The sequence below is a fragment of the Synechococcus sp. RC10B2 genome (assembly GCF_047502635.1).
In genome coordinates this window covers 78,421-97,429 of the sequence record NZ_JANSHO010000053.1, presented here as the reverse complement: position 1 = coordinate 97,429, position 19,009 = coordinate 78,421, and the positions used below count along the sequence as shown (strand labels likewise).

The window sequence follows — 19,009 nt, the reverse complement described above, 5'->3', positions numbered from 1 at the left end:
GGGACAAAGGGGGTGAGGGCAAAAAGGCGCGCCCACCCGTTCACGCTTGCGCTGGGAAAAATAGCCCTTGCCGCAGCGATTCTGTGCCGAACCGATGTACCCTTATCAGCCGTGACAAGGGGGGAGAGGGCTGGGAGTGGGGGGATTTCGCGCCTGACGAACGCAAGCGGGTATACTGTTCTCGATGACGGATCTGCGCACGCTGAGTGAGACGATTCAGGAGGCTCGCCGTCGCCTGAAGGCGATTGGCGAGCATCTTTGACCTCGCCCGCCTGAAGTCGGAAATCGAACGCCTGCAACGCGCCAGCGAGTCGCCAGAGTTCTGGGCAAGCCCCGCCGAAGCGCAGGGGACGATGCAACAACTCGCCCGCCTGCGCAACCGTATCGAGCCTGTGGAACGGCTGATGGCGCAGGCGGACGAACTGAACGAGTGGCTCAGCCTGCTGGAGATGGAGTACGACGAGCGCACGGCGGCGGATGTGAGCGCACAGGTCGCCCTGCTGCAGCACGAGGTGGAGCAACTCGACTTGGTGACGCTGCTCAGCGGCGAGTACGATGCCCACAACGCGATTCTGGAAATCAACTCGGGCGCGGGCGGCACGGAAGCGTGCGACTGGGCAGCGATGCTGCTGCGGATGTACCTGCGCTGGGCGCAACGCCGCGGCTTCCGTGCCGAAATCGTCGACGAATCGCCTGGCACTGTCACGGGCTACTCCAGCGTCGGCGTGCTGATTGAGGGCGAGTACGCCTACGGGCTGCTCAAGTCGGAACACGGCGTGCATCGACTCGTGCGCATCTCGCCCTTCGACGCCAACAAGCGACGCCACACCTCCTTCGTGCTGGTGGAAGTGATGCCACAGGTCGAACAGAGCGAGTACCAACTCAAGCCCGAAGAGGTGAAAATCGAGACCTTCCGCGCGGGCGGACACGGCGGACAGCATGTGAACAAGACCGAGTCGGCGGTGCGGGCAACCCATATCCCGACGGGCATCACCGCCTCGTGTCAGAACGAACGCTCGCAACACCAGAACAAAGAGGTCGCGCTCAAGGTGCTGGCGGCGCGCGTCGCCGAATACTACCGCCGCCAAGAGGAACAAAAGATGCGCCAACTCAAGGGCGAGGTCGCTCCTGCAGAATGGGGACACCAAATCCGAAGTTATGTCTTGCAGCCCTACACGCTGGTCAAAGACCACCGCACGGACTACGAGACGGGCAATGTGCAGGCGGTGCTGGAGGGTGAGATTGATGGCTTCATCGAAGCGTATTTAAGGTGGAATGCTTCGAGGCGTTCCGCCGTCGAAGCGAGTACGGAGGGACAACGATGAGATTGGCTTGGTTGGTGTTGGGATGGGTGGTGCTGACTCTGGCTGTGGGCTGGAGCCAGGTCGGTCTGTCGCAGGGGGAGCCGCTGGCGAATGTCGGCGAGCGCTCGAATCCTGTGGCGCAAACCATCGTGGAGGCGATGCGTTCGGCGACGGGCGCGGAGATGGCGCTGCTCGGCGCGGCGTTTTTTAACGAGTCGGCGTCCGCGCCGACGACGGGCTTCACGGCGGACGACCTCATCAAGTCGCTCGCGCACCCCGACGACGAGGTGGTGGTGCTGAGCCTACGCGGGGCGCAGATTCTGCAAGCGTTGGAGCGCGCGCTCGAACTCTACCCGCAGAAAAACAACGCTTTTCTGCAACTGGCGGGCGCAGAGGTGCGCTTCGACCCGAAGGCAGAGCCCGGCAAGCGCGTGGTGAGCGTAGTGATTGCAGGCGCGAAGTTGGAGCCTGAGCGCGTCTACAGGGTGGCGACCACCGCGCCGATGGCGCGCGGCGCACTGGGCTACTTCCGCGTCTGGAGCCGCGACCAGATTGCGCAAAGCACAGGGCGCACAGTCGCCGATGTCGTGCGCGACTACTGCAAGTGGCAGCGCTCGCTGCTCAGTCAGCCTGCGTGGAAGGCGTCCGACGCATAGTTTGATGTAGCCCCCTCGTTAAGGTTCCCCTCGCGAATCGGGGGGAACCGCGCTGCGCGTCACTCGGTTCCCCCTGCGAGCAGGGGGAACCTTAAGGAGGGGGTTATCGGGCATACTCGTTTTTGTGAACTTTGGCTGCGCGATTGGTATAATCACTGCCCCGCCTCCATCTGCTTCAGGATTGCCTCCAGGCGGCGCATGCGCTCGCCGTAAGCTGCCCAGTCGCCGTTTTTGAGGGCGTCCTGCGCTTCGCGGTAGATGCGGTTCGCCTGTCGCGCCAGGCTGCGCAGGTCGGCGGGCGCGGTCGGCGCCGTCGGCGGGGCAGCCGTCTCGCCGTCCCGCGCCACACGCGGCGGCGTGCGACCCGCGCGCTCGGCAAGCAACAACTGCAGCCCCTCCTCCACCGTGTCGGTCATCACCACGCGGTCGCCGCTGGCAAGCACCACCTTCTTCAGTTCGGGAATCGCGCCCTCCGAACGCGCCCGTAGGTATATCGGCTTGAAATACAGCATCGCCCGACCCAGCGGGATGACCAACAGGTTGCCCCGAAACACCTGCGACCCCTGCTGGTTCCACAGGTTCAACTGCTGCGCGATGTCGGGGTTCTGGTTGATACGCGCGTCAATCTGTTCGGGACCGTACACCAGCCGCTGGTTGGGGAAACGGTACAGCACCAGTTCGCCGTAGCGGTCGGGGTCGCAGTGCGCCACCAGCCACGCCACCAAGTTCTTGCGCTGCTGCGGAGTAAACGGCAAGGTCAGCATAAAGCGCGGCTGCGACTCGCCCGGCGGCTGCATAATCACATAGTACGGCGTCATCGGCACGGTCTCGTTGTTCTCCAGAATCTCGCGGGCGATTGCCCACGCATCCGCCTTGTTGAAAAACACGCGGGCGTCCGTGGTGTTGTAGAGTTCCAGCAGTTGCGCCTGCACCTCGAACAGGTCAATCGGGTAGCGCACATGCTCGCGCAAGCCTGCGGGCATCTCAGCAAGCGGCTTGAACACGCCCGGATACGCCCGCGCGTAGGCGCGGATAATCGGGTCGGTCTCGTCGGCGATGTAGAAGTTCACCTCGCCCGTGTAGGCGTGAATCGTCGCCTTGACCGAGTTGCGCAAATAGTTGAACTGGCGCACGACCCGATCGCGCGAGAGGAACGGGCGACTGTACGGGTAGTTGCGCGTGAAGGTGTAGCCGTCGTAAATCCACACAATCTCGCCGTCGTGAATCACGGGGTAGGCGTCTTCGTCCCAGCGAATAAACGGCAGCATCGCCTGCACGCGCTCGCGGATGTTGCGCCGAAACAGCAGGCGCGACTCGGCAGCCAGGTCGCCCGAAAGCAGGATGTTCTGATCCGACAGCCGTATCGCAAACAGCATTCGCGTCAGCCAGCCGCCAATCGGCACGCCCCCGTCGCCGCTGTAGGTCGTGTAGACATTCTCCTCGCCCTCCGCGCCTGTGAGTCGCGGGTAGTCGAACTCCTGCAACCGCGTGCGCACGATGGAGTAGCGGTCGATGTTCTCGCCGAAGTAGACGGCGGGGTTCTTCAGCGGCAGGTACTCAGGCGTGCGCGGGGGCAGATCGCGCATCCAGAACACGGGCTGCCCATCGCTGGTCGCCTCGTTCACGGGGTTCATCACTACACCGTAGCCGTGCGTATACAGCAGGTGCAGGTTCTGCCAGCGTTGCGCGGCGGGCGGCAGCCCTTCCAAGTTCAACTCGCGCACCGACAACAGCACCTGCCGCAACGCGCCGTTCACTCGATACCTGTCCACATCGATGTCCACGAACGCATAGTAGGGTTTCAGCGCCTGTAGCCCGTTGTAGACCTGCCGCAGCGGGCGGAAGTCCCACAAGCGCAGGTTCTCCAGCGTGCCCTCCGCCCCGCGCAAATCGGCGGGAACCAAGTCCTCACGCACATCCATCGGCTGCACGCGAATCGTGTCCAACTTGTAGGCGCGGCGCGTGAAGGTCAGATGCCGCTCGATATACTCGGTCTCGCGCTCCAACTGGTTCGGCACGACCACGAACCGCTGCACCAACGGCGGATAAATCAGCGTCGCCGCAATCCAAAACAGCAGCACAACGGCGAATCCGCCAATCGGCAGCAGCAGCCCCGCCCCGCGCCGTAGGCTAATCAAGCACAACACCGCCGCGCCCAGCAGCCCGAACACCGTGATGTTCAGAATCGGCAGCCGCGCATGCACATCCGTGTAGCCCGCCCCGAAAAACTGGTCATGCTCCGAGAACACCAAGTCGTACCGCGCCAGCCACAAGTACCACGCGAACGCCAGCAGAAACAGCGTCGCCAGAATCAGCATGTGCGGCTTGACCGACGGCAGAAAGGTCGGCATCCCGCCCAGCCAGCCCAACGCGCGATTGAAGTAGTAGAACGCACCGACCCCCACCAGCGCAATCAGCGTCGTGAAGACCACCAGCCCCGACACAAACGACAGAAACGGCAGCCGAAACACATAGAAGCCGACATCCTGCCCGAACAGCGGGTCTTTGACGCCGAACGCCTGCGCGTTTTGGAACAGCATCAGGTCGTTCCAGTACGCGCTTGCGCTTAAGCCAACAAACAGCGCGAATGCCCCCGCGCCCAGAATCAGCAGGTAGTAGGTGCCTCGGCGTACGGCGCGCGTGATGCGCACGATTCGCCCGCCGCGCACAGCTAAGTCGGGCGCGTCCGCTGCCCCTGCCACCCGATTGGCAATCAGCAGGTTCACCAGCGCGAACAGGAAAAAGCCAATCGCCGCCGCCAAAAACAGCACCCACCGCAGCGCGAGAATGCGCCCGAAAATCTGGGGGTACTTCACATCATGCACAAACCACAAGTAATCGGTGTACAGGTTGACGAATGTGCCCCCAAACAGCATCACGAGCAAGACGGCGGCGATGACGCCTGTCGCGACTCTCTGACGGGTTTCCATACGGGGTATTGTACCCCAGCCGCGTGCTGGAGGGCTTCTGGCTGCAGGTGGAGTGGCTGTGGACGCGCCCGCCGTTGTGGGAGGTTCTCAAGCGACTAAGGCTGAGTGGGTGAAAATTACCCATCGCGTGGGTAAAATTCACCCACAATGATACCCCGTCATCTCACGGAACGGGTTCTGGAACGGCTTGCGATTGCGCCCGTCGTGTTCCTGAACGGGGCGCGGCAGGTGGGCAAGACAACTTTGGCGCAGCAACTAATCAACACTGGCGCGCTGCGCGCCTACTACACGCTGGACACCCTTGAGACTCTCCAAGCGGCGCAAGCCGACCCGCAGGGCTTCGTGGACAACCTGCCGCTGGGCGCGGTGGTGGATGAGGTGCCGCGTGCGCCCGAACTGCTGCTGCCGCTCAAGCGACGCATCGATGCCGAGCGTCAAGCAGGGATGTTCCTGCTGACAGGCTCCGCGAACCCGCTCACGCTGCCGCGCGTGGCGGATGCGCTGGTGGGGCGCATAGCGACCCTAACGCTACACCCCTTCTCGCAAGGCGAACTGGAGGGCACGCAACCGCACTGGCTGACGCGAGCCTTCACGGGCGCGTTCCAGATGGCGACCTACGAGCCGCTGAGCGACATCTGGGCGCGGGTTGTGCAGGGCGGCTACCCAGAAGCCGTCGCCATCGCAGACCCGCGTCGGCGTCAGCTCCGACTTCGCGATTACGCCGACACGCTCCTGACGCGCGATGTGCAGATACTCGCCGACATAGAGCGCACCGCAGATCTGGCGCGCCTGCTACGCCTGCTGGCGGCGCAGACCTGCCAGAGCCTCAACTTAGCCAGCCTCTCGCGCGAGTCGGGAATCCCGCACTCCACGCTGCAACGGTACTTCGCGCTGCTGGAGACGCTGATGGTAGTCGTGCGCGTCCCCCCCTGGTACGCCAATATCAGTCAGCGGTTGCTCAAGTCGCCCAAGGTGATGCTCAACGACACGGGGCTTGCACTGGCGTTGCTGAACTACACGGAGACGCGCCTCGCCGAAGACGACCTGCTGCGCGGGCGAATGCTGGAAAACTTCGTCGGCATGGAGCTGTTGAAACAGATTGCCTGCGCCCCTGAAACCTACCAGCTGTACCATCTGCGCACGGCGAAAGGTCAGGAGGTGGATTTCGTGCTGGAAGACCCAGCGGGCAGGCTGTTTGGCGTCGAGGTGAAGGCGTCGGCGACAATGCAAACGAACGACTTTCGCCACCTGCGCGCGTTTCGCGCGTGGGCAGGCGAGCGTTGGGCAGGGGGCGTCGTGTTCTATCTGGGCGTGACGCAAGTTCCGTTCGGCGAAGGGCTGTGGGCGTCGCCGCTGCAAACCCTGTGGCGCGATTAGTGTCTGTCGCTATTCCGACAGTTTTTGGGTACACTTAATTTTGTAGGAGGCAGATAACCGTTGGGCGACGCGGGTCAGCCTGCATGGGGCGTGTGGCTGTCGGGGTTGGAGCAGGGCGCGCCCCCAGGCGAGGCGATTGAAAACGCGCTGCGCTGGCTGCTCGAAGCGACCGCCGCGCAGGTTGCGGTGCTGTTCCTGCCCGACCCCAGCGGCGAGGGGGTGGAGTTCGCCTATGTTGCGGGCGAGCGCGCCGATGAGCTGCGCGGCTTCCGCCTGCGCCCGACCGACGCGCTCGTCGCCCCCACCCTGCTGAACCGCGAAGTGTGGCGCTATTCCGCCGAGACCTACCAAGAGCCGATTGGCGCAGTCGCCACAGGCATCGCCATCCCGCTGCCGAGCCTGCCGAAAAGCGCGCTTGCCCTGCTAAACCGCCCCGCGCCGTTCGACGACGCGCACCTTGACCTGCTGGGGCAGATTGCCGCGCCCATCGAGCTGCTGCTGCGCTTGCAGCACGCGCAGACCCAGCTGGAGCAGCGCGAGCGCGCGCTGGGGTGGCTCAGCCGCCTGCCGAAGCGACTCGGCGCGGACTTGAGCCTGCCGCACGCGCTGGAGACCGTCGAATCGCTGATGCGCAAGGTCGCGCCCGAAGGGGGCGGCGTGTGGCTCTACGACGAGAACCGCCGCGCGCTGCTGCTGGCGACGCAGTACGGCGGGGACGCCCTGCCCGAACAGATTGCGCCCGACGAGTTGCCTACAAGCTGGACGGACGCCCCTGTGGAGACCATCTGGGGCAGGCGACGCTACCGCGCCTACGCGCTCGCGCTCGCCGAGCAGCCGCTGGGACTGCTCGCGCTCGCCCTGCCTGCCGACGCGCCCGACGCGCTGGAGTGGCTGCCCCCCCTGCTGGGGCACATCGCGCTCACGCTCTCCAACGCGCTGCTGTACGAGCAGACCGCCCAGCGCGCCCAGCACATGGCGAAGCTGTACGACCTGTCGCTCCAGCTGGGCGAGACGCAGAGCCTGCGCGCGGTGCTGCGCCTGCTGTGCCGCACCGCGCACGAACTCATCCCGCACGATTACACCGTCGTGTACCTGCCCAGCCGCCGCGAGCCTGACCGACTTGCGCCCGTGTATGTCGAGCCGCTCAGCGAGACGCTGCTAACACACAGCCCCGACGCGCAATATAGCCTGCCGGGCTGGGTCTACGCCTTCAACGCGCCGATCGCCGCGCCCGATTTGGAGCAGCACCCGCAGAACCTCAAGGAGCCACTGCCTGGCGGGTTCGCCTCCGCGTTGGCTGCGCCGTTGCAGGTCGCCGAGCGCACACTGGGCGCGATTCTGCTGCTCACGACCACCCCGCGCGAGTTCACCCTGTCGGAGGTGGAGCTGCTGTTCACCCTCGCGAACACAGGCGCGCTGCGCCTGCACACGCTGGAGCGCACGCATGCGTAAGCCGACCTTCAGCCCCACCAAGCTCACCACCTACCTCACCTGCCGCATCAAGTACCACTGGGCGTACATGACCCCCTACGGGCGATGGATGCGCCGTCCGAACCCTGCGTTTGCTTTCGGCGCGAACCTGCACCGCGCGCTGGAGTTTTTTCACACCGCAGGCGGCGCGGAGAGACTCTCGCCCGACGAGTTCCGCCACGCGCTGGAGCGCCTCTGGAGCGATGCAGGCTTCGAATCGGCGCAGCAGAGCGAAGCGTTCAAGCAGCATGGGCACGCGCTGGCGAGCCAATACTACGAAGCGCAGGCGGTGCAGTCTACCGAAGCGGTCGTGCTGTTCACGGAGCGGACGCTGCGGCGCGATATGGGACGCTACATCCTCACCGGGCGCATCGACCGCGTCGATGAACACCCCGACGGCGCGCTGGAGATTATCGACTACAAAAGCGGGCGCGCCGAGATCGACGAAGAGCAGGTGCGCAACGACTTCGCGTTGCACTGCTACGCGCTGCTGCTGCAAGAGATTTACCCCGACCGCCCGCTGTGGATTGCCATCTACGCCCTGCGCCCCAACAAAAAGGTCGCCGTGTCACTGGACGCCGACGCGCTCGTCGAGTTTCGCGACCTGCTCGACGCGCTGGTTGCGCAGATACTGGACGAGGACTGGGATTTGCTTGCGCCGCGCTGGATCCCCCACTGCGCGGGATGTGAGTTCCTGGAACTCTGCGTGCGCAAGTTAGGGCTTACGCACGCAGAGTAGACGCCGATTAGCAGCCGCTGCCGAAGTTGAACAGCACCGTCAGTAAGTCCGCGTCGTCGACTGTGCCGTCGTCGTTCACATCACTCACGATGTCGTCCGAGCCGAAGTTGAACAGCACCGCCAGCAAGTCCGCGTCGTCCACGCAGCCGTCGCCGTTGACATCCCCGTCGACCACCGCGCGAATCGCCGCCACATAGTAGTTGTCGTAGTATGCCGAGTCGTTGGCGTTGCCGTTCGGATTCACAAACCAAACATCCGCATCGCCGAAGACAGGACCCGCGCTATACTGAATCGGATAGTTTCCGTTCGGATCGACATCGACGCCATTCAAGTAGACCTTGAAAGTGCGCGTTGTGTAATCGATGTCCATTCGGAAGCGGTTCCATCGGTTACGCTGAGCAAACAAGTTGAGATTCGAAATCATCGTCGCTGTGCCGTTCTCAAAATAGATAAGTTGCACTTGATTGTTTTCCAACACGCGCGCCGAACAGACCCTTGTTAGCACGCCCGCACCGTTGTAGACATCGATACCGTAAGCTCCCTGCACTGAAGAGCTGGTCAGGTACATGTCCCATTTGATACGGATAATCTTATTGGGGCTTGCAGATGTGTCGTGCGGGCTATATCGCCACCACCAGTTGGAGCCTATTCCAGTGCCACTGATAGGCGTGATCTTCAACGACTTGTCCCCAGAGCGGGCGAAGTTGTCCACGATGCTGCCATCGCCTCGCCCACCCGTGTTGGAGAGCTGCTGCTCCCATCCGAACTGGTTCACAATCGGTCCGAGAGTGAACTCCTCGAAGCCCGTTGAATACAGCACCTGCGCGTTCGCAGTCACGCACGCCGCCGCGTAGAGCGCGGCAATCGGTAACAGTATCCGTCGCATCGCCTTTCCTCCTGTATCGAATTGCTGCGCTGTTATTATACCCAATTTCACAGTTGGGCAACGGAGGGCTGAATTATCTACAATTTGCCCCCAATCGCTTGTAAAATCAGCAGGAATCGGATACAGCCTGTGGTATAGTTTGCGCAACGGAGCGGACGATGGCAAAAACAGGGAGGGTTTATGGACTTTGGAGCGTTGCGCTCTGGCTGCTGGCGGCGGGGCTGCTGATTGGCACGACGCCGCGCACAGCCGAGTATTTCGCCCACTGGCGCACGCTGCGTACCGAGAACGCCCAGCTGGAGCAGCAGCTGGCGCGACTGCACGCAGAAGAGCGCGCCTTAGAAGCGGAGCTGAAGCGCGTGCAGACCGACTTGGGGCGCGAGGCGCTCGCCCGACAGCGCGGCTGGCTGCGCAAAGGCGAGGAGCCACTGCGCATCAATCGCCCCTAAAACACATACGGCGCAGTCTCAGGGTTCGCCCGCAGCGCATCCCACTCCGCATCGGAGACGGGCTGCGGTTTGTCGCGCTCGGCGTCTACGGTGCAAAGGAACCCGAACGGCTCGTCGTAGGGGTTCACCCAGCGGTGCGGCATAAGCGGCGGCACATACACGATGTCCAGCGGCTGGAGTTCGAACACGCGCTCGCCCACCAGCGCGCGCCCGCGCCCCCGAACGACCACCACCAGATGCACATGCGCGTGCTTTTCCAAGCTGGAGTAGCCGTCAGGCGCAATCTCAAAGTAGCGCAGCGCGAAACTCGCCTCAATATACGGGGGGCGTCCGAGGCTGTAGCGCGTCACCCCGCGCCAGCCCAGCCCGCGCGCGTCGCCTGCATGCTCCTTATACTGCACGGGCACAATCCCCTGCCACTGGAACTGCGCCGCGTCGAAGGGGATATGTAGCCGCCGAAGCGCGTCCTGCAACGCCTCGGCAGCCTGCGCCATCGTCTCTGCGCTCGGTTTCATTGCCTTCGTAGCAAGCCCTCAAGGTTCACCCGCGCAGGTCGCTCAGGCGCGTCAGCCAGCTCCCACGCCAGCCCAAACACCGTGCGCGCCACCCGCGCCATCTTCTCAAAGTCAATCTTCTCCACCGTATCTGTCACCTGATGGTAGTCCGCATGCAAGCCCGTGAAGAAGAAGACCGCAGGGATGCCCTTGCTCACGAAGCTATAGTGGTCGCTGCGGAAAAAGAGCTGCTCGGGGTGGCTCAGCGAGTCGTACATGGGGTTCAGCTCCATCCGCAGGTACTGGTCGTTCACGCGCTTGAGTACCGCGCCGATGTCGGGGCTGGCGATGTTGGGTCCAATCACATAGACCTCGTTCGGTCCCGACAGGTCGCGGTTGCGCGGGTTCGTGTCGCCAGGTTGCTTGCTGCGCCCCACCATGTCCATGTTGAGGTTCACGACGATGTTCTCCAGCGGCACGGTCGGTCGCTCCACGAACAGGCGCGAGCCGAGCAGTCCCCGCTCCTCGCCAGCGTACCAGAGCAGAAGGATGGAACGCTTCGGGCGGGGTCCTGTGGCGAACGCTTCGGCAATCTCCAGCAGCGCGACGGAGCCAGAGCCGTTGTCGTCCGCGCCGTTGAAGATGCGGTTTGTGCCCTCGCCCCGCGTAGAGACGCCCACATGGTCTAAGTGCGCGCCAATAGAGACATACTCGCGCTTCAACACAGGGTCAGCGCCTTCGATGACGCCAATCACATTCCGCGCAGTGTCGATGCGCGTCTGCACGCGGAGCGTGATGGCAATCTGCTTGTTGGGGCTGAGCGCGAACGACGGCGCAGGGTCGTTATCAATTGCCCGTCGGATTAGCTCGGCGGCGGAGACCTGCTCGCCCGCAAACAGCGCGTTCAGCATCGGCGCAGAGGCAACAATCACGGGAACCCTGCTCATCGGCTGCAAGCCCTCCACCCCGCGCCGCTGGCTCCACGCGCGGGCAATGCGTTCGATGCGCTCCATATCCGAGGGGTCAATGCGCAGGATTGCCAGTGCGCCCTTCTCTTCGGCGTTCTGTTCAGGCGAGCGCCAGCCTGCCGCTTCCGCCGCCTCCAGCCCCTGTTCGAAGACCTCCTTCGGGTAGCTCGCCTGCACCACCAGCACCTTGCCCTGCACCTCCAGCCCCGCGTAGGGGTCGATGCCCTTTTCGGGGTTCGACCAGCCGTTGCCGACATAGACCAGCGGCGCAGTTGCGTCGATTGCCACAGGGCGTGCTACAAAGCCGACTCCGTACTCGAAGCTCTGCCCCCCAATCCGAATGCGCGACTCGGCGGCGTTGATGGCGTCCGTGCGAAATCGCAGCGTCTGATAGTAGGTTCCGTTCTCGCCTGCGGGTTTCACCCCCCAGCGTTGCAGGTGCGACACGATATACATCCCCGCCAAGTCCAGCCCGCGCGAGGGGGTGTCGCGCCCTTCCAGCTCGTCCGAGGCGATGAACTCCAAGTGGGCGCGCAGGTCGGTCGGGGTGATGGTCTCGGCGCGGCTGATCCACGCAGGCGCGTCCGCCCACGCCCACATCAGCCACAGCGCGAGGCTCAGCGACAGAAAGCGTCTCATGACCGTATTGTACCACTTGTGGCAAAGCACTCGGAAGGGCGCAGCGACTACACGCCTACAAATATATCGGGTACAATTCCCTCACTGAACAGTCGGTAGAGGTGGAGCATGGCAGTGAGCTATCTCAAGGGCGAGCCGTTAGAGTTGCGCTGGCGCAGCAGTTGGTGCGAGCATCAGGCGCGCACGATTCCGTCGCTGTTCCAATCGCAAGCGGAGACGCTGGGCGACTCGACGCTTTACTTGGTCAAGCGGGAGGGGGCGTACCAGCCCATTTCATGGCAGACCGTTAGGCGCGATGTGGAGACGCTCGCCGCCGCCCTGATCGCGCGGGGCGTCCAGCCTGGCGACCGCGTCGCGATTCTGTCCGAGAACCGCTACGAGTGGGTCGTCGCCGACCTTGCGATTTTGCACGCGGGCGCAGCGTCCGTCACCCTGCACTTCCCGCTCACCCCCGAACAGGTCGAGGAGCAACTGCGCGACTCCGAATCCTGCGCGATTTTCGTCTCCACCGCGCAGCAGGCGCAGAAGGTGGAATCGATCCGCGACCGCCTGCCTGCCCTAAAGCACTCCTTCAGTTTCGACGCGGTTAGCGGCTGGACGCCTATCGCGCAACTCCAGCAGGAGGGCGAGCAACTGCTGCGCGACAAGCCGACGCTGGTGCGCGAGACGGCGGAACTGAACCACTGGGATAGCCTCGCCACGCTCATCTACACTTCGGGCACCACAGGCGACAGCAAGGGCGTGATGCTCTCGCACGGGAACCTGCTCGCTAACATGTACGCCTGCATGCAGGTGTTCCCGCCGCCCGGACGCGACTATGTGATGTTCAACTTTTTGCCGCTCAGTCATATCTACGCGCACACTTGCGACCATCTCGTGGCGATTGCGCTGGGCGTGCAGATGGCGTTCGCGGAGAGTTTCGACACGCTGGCGCAGAATCTGCAGGAGGTGCGCCCACATGCGATTAACGGCGTGCCGCGCTTTTACGAAAAAGTGCGCGAGCGCGTGATGCAGGTGATTGGCAGCAAGCCGTTTCTGCGCCTGCTGGGCGGTTACGCCCGCAAAAAGGGGATGCGTCGCGCGTTCGGCGGCAGGCTGATTTGGGCAATCAGCGGCGGCGCAGCCTTAGACCCCCAAGTCGCCGAATTCTACTGGGAGAACGGCATCCAACTTTTTCAGGGCTACGGGCTGACCGAGACCTCGCCCGTGCTGACGGGCAACAACCCCAAGCACAACAAAATCGGTACCGTCGGCGTGCCCTTCCCCGGCGTGGAAATCAAAATCGCCGAGGACGGCGAAATCCTCGCGCGCGGACCCAACATCATGAAAGGCTACTGGCGCAAGCCCGAAGCGACCGCGCAGGCGATTGATCCCGACGGCTGGTTCCACACGGGCGATGTCGGCGAGATTGTGGACGACAAGTACCTACGCATCACCGACCGCAAAAAGGACATCTTCGTGCTGGCGGGCGGCAAAAACATCGCGCCCGTCGCGCTGGAAAACGCGCTGATCCGCAACCCCTACATCGAGCAGGCGGTCATCTACGGCGACAGAAAGAAGTTCGTCGCCGCGCTAATCGTGCCCGACTTCGTGCAACTGGAAGAGTGGGCGCAGCAGCAGGGTATTCAATACGATTCCCGCGAGGCGCTGGTGCAGAACCCCCAGGTGTACGCCTTCATCGAGCAACAGGTGGAGGACGCGATGCGCCCGTTCGCGAACTACGAGCGCGTCAAACGGTTCATTCTGCTGCCGCAGGCGTTCACCTTCGAGGCGGGCGATGTGACCGTCACGCTCAAGATGCGCCGCGCCCGTATCATCGAGCGCTACCGTGAACAACTGGACGCGCTTTATGAAGAGGAGCGGGTATAATATCCCCTCGATGAGCATACAGGAGGCGTATCGATGCTGAGGATTCGGTTAATGCGCGTTGGCAAAAAGAAGAAGCCTGTGTACCGCGTGGTGGTCACGCCGAGCCAGAACCCGCGTTCGGGCAAGTGCGTGGAGATTGTCGGGCACTACAACCCGATTACCGACCCCGCGGAGGTTCGGTTCAACGAGGAGCGCGTGCTGCACTGGCTGCGCACAGGCGCCCAGCCGACCGACACCGTGCAGCACCTGCTGAAAATCACGGGCGTCTGGGAGAAGTTCACAACCGATTCGTCGCCAAGCGCGGCGTCAACCAACTAAGGGGATAGGACTATGCTACGGGAGTTTCTGGAAGCGTCGGTTCGCGCGCTGGTCGAAGACCAACAGGCGGTGCAGATTCAGGAAGAGCGCAACGGCTCGATGCTCCGCTACACGATTCAGGTCGCCGAGGGCGATCGCGGGCGCGTGATTGGCAAGCAGGGGCGCATCGTGAACGCGCTGCGCACCGTCGCGCAAGCCGTCGGGGCGAAGAATCGCGTGCGCGTGCAGGTCATCGTGATTACCGACGGCGCGCCCGCCGACACAGGCGACCACGACAGCGCAGGCGACGACGAATAGACAATGCCCAAGCCGTATGTCCCGAAAATCGCCCGACGCTGGGTGACCGTCGGCGTCATCGTGCGCCCGTTCGGGATACGCGGCGAACTGAAGGTGCGCTCGGAGACCGACTTCCCTGAAGTGCGGTTCCAGCCCGGCGCGCGCCTGCACTGGTGGCTGCCGCCCAAGCCCGAACCCGACGACGCCGAACCCGCGCCCACGCGCAAACGACCCCCACGCACGCAGCCGCCCCAAGCATGCGTCGTCAAAAGCGCCCGCTGGCACGGCGAGCATCTCGTGATTCAACTGGAGGGAATCGACACACGCAACCAAGCCGAAGCCCTGCGCGGCGCATGGCTGCTGATCCCCCCCGAAGAGCGCATGCCCCTCGAAGAAGGGCAATACTACATCGACGATCTCATCGGCATGGAGGTCTTCACCGAATCGGGCGAACGCATCGGCAAACTCAAGCATGTGCGCCAAGGCGCGGCGTATGACTTCTATGACATCGGCGCGTACACCATCCCCGCTGTGGAGGAGTATATCCTCGAAGTCGATGTGCCCAACAAGCGCATGGTGGTGCGCCTGCCTGAAGTGGACTAAGCGTCCGCGATATAACCCCACAGCTTCGCCAAATCCTCGGCGAATCGCTTCTCGTCGGGCGTTTCGATGAGCATCGGCAGCGCGGCGAAAGTGGGGTCGTTCAGCAGCAGGCGGAACGCGCCCGCGCCTAACTCGCCCTCGCCGATATGCTCGTGGCGGTCTACGCGCGACCCCAGCGGCTTCTTCGAATCGTTCAAGTGCCACACCTGCAGGCGCGATAGCCCAATCAGGCGGTCAAATTCTTCCCACACCGCGCGGTAGGTCTCCTCTGCACGCAGGTCGTACCCCGCCGCGAACAGGTGGCAGGTGTCGGCGCAGATGACCAGCCGCTCGTCGGGCAGCGCGTCCAAGAGACGCGCGAAATGCTCGAGCCGATAGCATAGCGCACTGCCTTGACCCGCCATCGTCTCCATCGCGATGCATACGCCGTCGGGCATCTCGGCAAGCAGGTTGCGCAGGCTTTCGATCAGCAGCTGCATGCCCGTCTCGAAGTCGGGATGCGACCCCATGTGGACGACGGCGTAGCGGATACCGAGCTTCGCGCAGCGGCGCAGTTCCGCCAGGTACGCCTCGTAGGACTTGCGGCGCGTGTCGGGGTCGGGCGAGGCGAGGTTAATCAGGTACGCCGCGTGCGACACCACGCAGTGGATGCCTGTCTCCTGCTCCGCTGCCAGCAGTTTCTGCGCCTGCTCGTCGGAGACATCGGTCGGTTTCCACTGGCGCGGGCTGGCGGTGAAAATCTGCACGGCGGTGCAGCCCAGTCGTTTGCCTTCGTACACGGCGTTCTGCAGACCGCCTGCGGTGGAAGTGTGTGCGCCGATGAGTCGCTGCATAGCGCGGTAGGTTCGGCGCGGGTCAGCCTTTTCCTGCAGGCATCGCTTCGAAGCGCAGGGTGAGGGTGTCAGCGGCGTAGGTGGTCTTTGCGGCGCGGGCAATCAGCACGACGCGCTCGGCACGGCACTGGCGCACGCGCTCCATGAGTTCAATCAGCGTTTCGGGCGAGGTCTCGCCGACGGTTGGGGGCGCGCCCGCCTGCTCCTGTCGGGGCAGGATGCCCGCCTCAATCGCCCGCTCGCGCACCTCCGTCTGCAGAAAGCGCAGCACCTGCTCCAGCGGGCGGCTCTGCGGGCGGCAGTCCAGCGTGATACGGGCGACCTCCGCGCCCTCGTCGAATACCTTGCGGTTGCGGTACAGGCGCAGCTCGATGGGCACAGGCTCGCCCTGCGCGGCGTTCATAATCGCCACCGCAACCACGGCGACCGAGTCGCCCGACGCGCGGATGTTCTGCTGGACGACTTCGAGGCTCTCGCTCTCGGTGATTTCGGCTTGCTCGCCGCTGACGAGGCGCACGCGCTTGTCGGGGATGAACGCCGCGCGGCTCTGCCCTGCGGCGGGCGCAGCGCCCCGCGCACGCGCCGTGCGGTCAGCAAGACTCAACAAGTCCTGCAGCCCCTGCCGCACGCGCACCTCGCTCCAGCCTGCGGGGAACACCGCGCGCCCCAGTTCTTCGCCCAGTTGCACAGCGATGGGGGTCAGCCGAATGTTCGCGAGTTGCGCCAGCTCGCGCGTGGCGCGCTCCAGCTCCTCCAGTTGGCGGCGCAGAGTTGCCGCGCGCTCCAACAGATAGGTGTTCTGCGTTTCCAGTTGCTCGTTCGCCTGCGCGAGTTGGCGGTTCTGCGCCTCAAGTTGCTGGTTCTGGGACTGAAGGCGTTGGTTCTCGGCGTCGAGTTTGGCGTTCTCGGAGGCGAGTGCGGCGCCCTGCTCGGCGAACTCGTCGTTCTGGGCGCGCAGCTGCGCTTGCTGTCGCTCCAGCGCGGCGATTTGCATGCGCACAGCTTGGATTTGCTGCTGCAGGGCTTCTCGCGCCTGACGCGCCTGCGCCAACCGCGCTTCCGCCTGGCGCAAAAGTTGCTGGTTCTGGCGCAGTTGCTCGCGCGCCTGCGTCAGTTGCGCCTCCAGTTGGCGTACCTGCTGCAGCCGCGCCTGATACTCGCGTTCCAACGCCTCGAGTGCCTCGCCCAGTCGCTTGCCTTCGCGTTGCAGTTGCGCGTTCGTTGACTGCAGGTCGGCGTTGCGCGCCTGCAGCTCCTTGAGGCGCGCCTCGTTCTCGCGCAGCTCCACCAAGATTCGGTCGCCCCGCGTAATCCATGCGCGGAACGACTCGTTGACCAGCGTCATCCCGACGACCGTGAGGGCGACCGTGAGGCAGCCCGTGAGGGTGGTGATCAGCGTGGCGGTATGGCGTGGGCGGATACCGAACAGGCTCAGCCGCTGCTTGCCCAGCCGCCTGCCCAGCCAGTCGCCCGCATACGCCAACGCGCCCCCGAACACCACCAGAAGCGCGAAAATCCCAAGCATCGTCGGGGTCATTCTGTAGAATTGTACCTGAACAACACCCCCCAACATCGCTCAAAACCGTGCTATAATGGAATCGGAACCCCTTGCGTAGGAGGTCAACCCATGCGAACGGTACATTTCTGGCTGAGTTTGGCAGTTGCAGGGGCGCTTTTGACGCCCCTGAGCGCCCAGCGGCTCTACTGGCTGGGCACAACAGGCGGCAACAGCTATGCTACAGGCGTCTCAAACGACGGCTTGACGGTTGTCGGCGAAGCGAACGGCAATGCCGTTGTGTGGGATCGCGCCGCTAATACGATAATCACCGTGTATAACGGCTCCTCAGCGATGTCGGGGTGCGACGCCACAGGCGCGATTGCGGTTGGGTTGGTCAATCCTGGCTACTATTCTTACCAGACCCCGTTTATGTGGACACGGCAGGCTGGCTTTCAGTGGCTGCCCCCGCACCCCGAATTCGGCTGGTGCGCCGACATCACCCCGTCGGGCGCATACGCCGTGGGTAAAGCTCGGTCGCCGTCTGGCAACAATCTTCCTGCGCTGTGGGATCTGACGCGGAACCCGCCTGTTCTCCTCACCTATGCCGTTGGTGTGGGCATGTATCACGGTGAAGCCTACAGCATTTCTGACGATGGGCGCACCATTGTTGCGTTTGGACACGGTTCAGGTTGGGGCTATCGTGGTGTCGTCTTCCGACTTAAGCCCGACTTCACGGTGGACTGGTGGTCTTACCTGATGCCCATCTCTGGGCACTACGGCTGCGTCCCGCGTGAAATCTCCGAAGATGGCAGCGTTGCGGTCGGCAACTCGGGCAACATCTGGGGCGGAAGTTATTACCCTGCGATGTGGCGCGCTGCCAACAACTGGGCGCCTGAACTGCTGGCGAACTTGGGTGGGAACGCTGGCGAGGCGTGGGACATTCGCGGGGGCATAATCATCGGCTTTTCCACTACCCCCAGCGGAGAGCGACGCGCCGTGCGCTGGCGACTCGGCACGGCGACCACGCAGGTGGAAGACCTGAACCAGACCTACGCCGCGCTGCTCACGGGCGGCTCGGTGCTGCGCAGTGCGAATGCCTTCTCGGCGAACGGGCGCTACATCGTGGGCTGGGGCTACAACGCGGCGACGGGGCGCAACGAAGCCTTCCTGCTGGACACGCAGGGGTGCGCGTCGGAAAACGGCGATGTGGACGCCAACGGCTGTGTGGATGACGCCGACCTGCTCGCCGTGCTGTTCAACTTCGGCAACAGTGGCAGCACCTTAGGACGCGAAGACACCAACTGCGACGGCATAGTCGACGACGCCGACCTGCTCACCGTGCTGTTCAACTTCGGGAGCGGGTGCTAAGGCATCAGGGTACGGGCGCGGGAACTGTGCCCGTACCCTAAACGGAGAATACCGTGTGTGCAACAAAGTATACCGACCGCCCTCGCATAAGGTACAATCCGACTGAAATGGCAAAACTGGTGAAGGTACGCTATCGTCGTGGGGTTCTGGAACCGTTTGAGCCGTTGGTTCTCGAAGAGGACACGGAACTTACGGTTATAATCCCCGACACTGCGGCAGAGTCAGCAGACGCTGACCCCACTGTTGCAACTGCTGGCGCATGGGGCAACTTGTTGGATTGCGAGCAGTTCGAGAAGGAGGTCTATTCCCAGCGCCTCACTGAGGTCTGCTAA

Annotated in this window: 18 protein-coding genes; 12 read left to right on the top strand and 6 right to left on the bottom strand. The window is 63.6% G+C overall.

All coding sequences use genetic code 11. The annotated features are described in order from the left end of the window. Positions 1-245: 245 nt before the first annotated feature. Positions 246-1,325: a peptide chain release factor 2 gene (prfB, locus tag NW855_RS06890; protein WP_414508624.1), complete on the top strand. Its 1,080-nt coding sequence runs from the start codon at positions 246-248 to the stop codon at positions 1,323-1,325. Positions 1,326-1,354: 29 nt separating this feature from the next. Further along, positions 1,355-1,960, top strand: a complete 606-nt coding sequence (locus tag NW855_RS06885; protein ID WP_414508623.1) for a 5'-nucleotidase C-terminal domain-containing protein — start codon at positions 1,355-1,357, stop codon at positions 1,958-1,960. 152 nt (positions 1,961-2,112) lie between these two features. On the opposite strand, the gene NW855_RS06880 is transcribed toward NW855_RS06885, so the two are convergent. After that, positions 2,113-4,890: a UPF0182 family protein gene (locus NW855_RS06880; RefSeq protein ID WP_414508622.1), complete on the bottom strand. Its 2,778-nt coding sequence runs from the start codon at positions 4,888-4,890 to the stop codon at positions 2,113-2,115. Between the two features lie 147 nt (positions 4,891-5,037). On the opposite strand from NW855_RS06880, the gene NW855_RS06875 reads away from it, so the two are divergent. The 3 genes from NW855_RS06875 to NW855_RS06865 are packed head-to-tail and all read left to right on the top strand — an operon-like array spanning position 5,038 to position 8,476. Then, positions 5,038-6,267, top strand: coding sequence for an ATP-binding protein (locus tag NW855_RS06875; RefSeq protein WP_414508621.1), 1,230 nt, complete (start codon positions 5,038-5,040; stop codon positions 6,265-6,267). Between the two features lie 60 nt (positions 6,268-6,327). Beyond that, positions 6,328-7,719: a GAF domain-containing protein gene (locus NW855_RS06870; protein ID WP_414508620.1), complete on the top strand. Its 1,392-nt coding sequence runs from the start codon at positions 6,328-6,330 to the stop codon at positions 7,717-7,719. Next, positions 7,712-8,476 (top strand): RecB family exonuclease, encoded by a 765-nt coding sequence (locus tag NW855_RS06865; RefSeq protein ID WP_414508619.1) that lies wholly within the window; start codon positions 7,712-7,714, stop codon positions 8,474-8,476. The genes NW855_RS06870 and NW855_RS06865 overlap by 8 nt, the downstream gene beginning before the upstream one ends. Before the next feature lie 7 nt (positions 8,477-8,483). Here NW855_RS06865 and NW855_RS06860 read toward each other — a convergent pair whose 3' ends face one another. Continuing rightward, positions 8,484-9,362: a hypothetical protein gene (locus tag NW855_RS06860; RefSeq protein ID WP_414508618.1), complete on the bottom strand. Its 879-nt coding sequence runs from the start codon at positions 9,360-9,362 to the stop codon at positions 8,484-8,486. A gap of 158 nt (positions 9,363-9,520) precedes the next feature. Between NW855_RS06860 and NW855_RS06855 the strand changes: the two genes are divergently transcribed. Next, the gene (locus tag NW855_RS06855) at positions 9,521-9,811 is read left to right on the top strand and encodes an FtsB family cell division protein (RefSeq protein WP_414508617.1); all 291 of its coding nucleotides are present in this window, start codon (positions 9,521-9,523) and stop codon (positions 9,809-9,811) included. Here NW855_RS06855 and NW855_RS06850 read toward each other — a convergent pair. After that, the gene (locus NW855_RS06850; RefSeq protein WP_414508616.1) at positions 9,808-10,326 is read right to left on the bottom strand and encodes a cupin domain-containing protein; all 519 of its coding nucleotides are present in this window, start codon (positions 10,324-10,326) and stop codon (positions 9,808-9,810) included. The two genes, NW855_RS06855 and NW855_RS06850, sit on opposite strands and share 4 nt — an antisense overlap. Continuing rightward, entirely contained in the window at positions 10,323-11,912 is a 1,590-nt protein-coding gene (locus NW855_RS06845) for a M28 family peptidase (RefSeq protein ID WP_414508615.1), read from the bottom strand. The genes NW855_RS06850 and NW855_RS06845 overlap by 4 nt, the downstream gene beginning before the upstream one ends. A gap of 108 nt (positions 11,913-12,020) precedes the next feature. Between NW855_RS06845 and NW855_RS06840 the strand changes: the two genes are divergently transcribed. Genes NW855_RS06840 through rimM form a run of 4 tightly spaced genes read left to right on the top strand, consistent with a single transcriptional unit; the run spans position 12,021 to position 14,978 of the window. Beyond that, the gene (locus tag NW855_RS06840; protein ID WP_414508614.1) at positions 12,021-13,781 is read left to right on the top strand and encodes an AMP-dependent synthetase/ligase; all 1,761 of its coding nucleotides are present in this window, start codon (positions 12,021-12,023) and stop codon (positions 13,779-13,781) included. Positions 13,782-13,814: 33 nt separating this feature from the next. Next, a complete protein-coding gene (gene rpsP, locus NW855_RS06835) occupies positions 13,815-14,099 on the top strand; it encodes a 30S ribosomal protein S16 (protein WP_414508613.1) in 285 nt (94 codons plus the stop codon). A 12-nt stretch (positions 14,100-14,111) separates the two neighbouring features. After that, the gene (locus NW855_RS06830; RefSeq protein WP_414508612.1) at positions 14,112-14,396 is read left to right on the top strand and encodes a KH domain-containing protein; all 285 of its coding nucleotides are present in this window, start codon (positions 14,112-14,114) and stop codon (positions 14,394-14,396) included. Positions 14,397-14,399: 3 nt separating this feature from the next. Next, a complete protein-coding gene (gene rimM, locus NW855_RS06825) occupies positions 14,400-14,978 on the top strand; it encodes a ribosome maturation factor RimM (protein WP_414508611.1) in 579 nt (192 codons plus the stop codon). On the opposite strand, the gene NW855_RS06820 is transcribed toward rimM, so the two are convergent. Both NW855_RS06820 and NW855_RS06815 read right to left on the bottom strand, forming a co-directional pair. Next, positions 14,975-15,811: a deoxyribonuclease IV gene (locus NW855_RS06820; protein ID WP_414508610.1), complete on the bottom strand. Its 837-nt coding sequence runs from the start codon at positions 15,809-15,811 to the stop codon at positions 14,975-14,977. The two genes, rimM and NW855_RS06820, sit on opposite strands and share 4 nt — an antisense overlap. A gap of 22 nt (positions 15,812-15,833) precedes the next feature. Next, positions 15,834-17,348, bottom strand: coding sequence for a DUF3084 domain-containing protein (locus NW855_RS06815; RefSeq protein ID WP_414508609.1), 1,515 nt, complete (start codon positions 17,346-17,348; stop codon positions 15,834-15,836). 90 nt (positions 17,349-17,438) lie between these two features. On the opposite strand from NW855_RS06815, the gene NW855_RS06810 reads away from it, so the two are divergent. Beyond that, positions 17,439-18,677 carry a hypothetical protein gene (locus NW855_RS06810; RefSeq protein WP_414508608.1) on the top strand — a complete coding sequence of 413 codons (1,239 nt, stop codon included), beginning with the start codon at positions 17,439-17,441 and terminating at the stop codon, positions 18,675-18,677. A 107-nt stretch (positions 18,678-18,784) separates the two neighbouring features. After that, a complete protein-coding gene (locus tag NW855_RS06805; protein WP_414508607.1) occupies positions 18,785-19,009 on the top strand; it encodes an antitoxin family protein in 225 nt (74 codons plus the stop codon).

Coding starts and splice junctions, on each gene's coding strand:
- NW855_RS06805 (WP_414508607.1), top strand. CDS start 18,785: ATGGCAAAACTGGTGAAGGTACGCTATCGTCGTGGGGTTCTGGAACCG.
- NW855_RS06815 (WP_414508609.1), bottom strand. CDS start 17,348: ATGACCCCGACGATGCTTGGGATTTTCGCGCTTCTGGTGGTGTTCGGG.
- NW855_RS06860 (WP_414508618.1), bottom strand. CDS start 9,362: ATGCGACGGATACTGTTACCGATTGCCGCGCTCTACGCGGCGGCGTGC.
- NW855_RS06830 (WP_414508612.1), top strand. CDS start 14,112: ATGCTACGGGAGTTTCTGGAAGCGTCGGTTCGCGCGCTGGTCGAAGAC.
- NW855_RS06850 (WP_414508616.1), bottom strand. CDS start 10,326: ATGAAACCGAGCGCAGAGACGATGGCGCAGGCTGCCGAGGCGTTGCAG.
- rimM (WP_414508611.1), top strand. CDS start 14,400: ATGCCCAAGCCGTATGTCCCGAAAATCGCCCGACGCTGGGTGACCGTC.
- NW855_RS06820 (WP_414508610.1), bottom strand. CDS start 15,811: ATGCAGCGACTCATCGGCGCACACACTTCCACCGCAGGCGGTCTGCAG.
- NW855_RS06810 (WP_414508608.1), top strand. CDS start 17,439: ATGCGAACGGTACATTTCTGGCTGAGTTTGGCAGTTGCAGGGGCGCTT.
- NW855_RS06840 (WP_414508614.1), top strand. CDS start 12,021: ATGGCAGTGAGCTATCTCAAGGGCGAGCCGTTAGAGTTGCGCTGGCGC.
- NW855_RS06875 (WP_414508621.1), top strand. CDS start 5,038: ATGATACCCCGTCATCTCACGGAACGGGTTCTGGAACGGCTTGCGATT.
- NW855_RS06880 (WP_414508622.1), bottom strand. CDS start 4,890: ATGGAAACCCGTCAGAGAGTCGCGACAGGCGTCATCGCCGCCGTCTTG.
- NW855_RS06855 (WP_414508617.1), top strand. CDS start 9,521: ATGGCAAAAACAGGGAGGGTTTATGGACTTTGGAGCGTTGCGCTCTGG.
- NW855_RS06845 (WP_414508615.1), bottom strand. CDS start 11,912: ATGAGACGCTTTCTGTCGCTGAGCCTCGCGCTGTGGCTGATGTGGGCG.
- NW855_RS06865 (WP_414508619.1), top strand. CDS start 7,712: ATGCGTAAGCCGACCTTCAGCCCCACCAAGCTCACCACCTACCTCACC.
- rpsP (WP_414508613.1), top strand. CDS start 13,815: ATGCTGAGGATTCGGTTAATGCGCGTTGGCAAAAAGAAGAAGCCTGTG.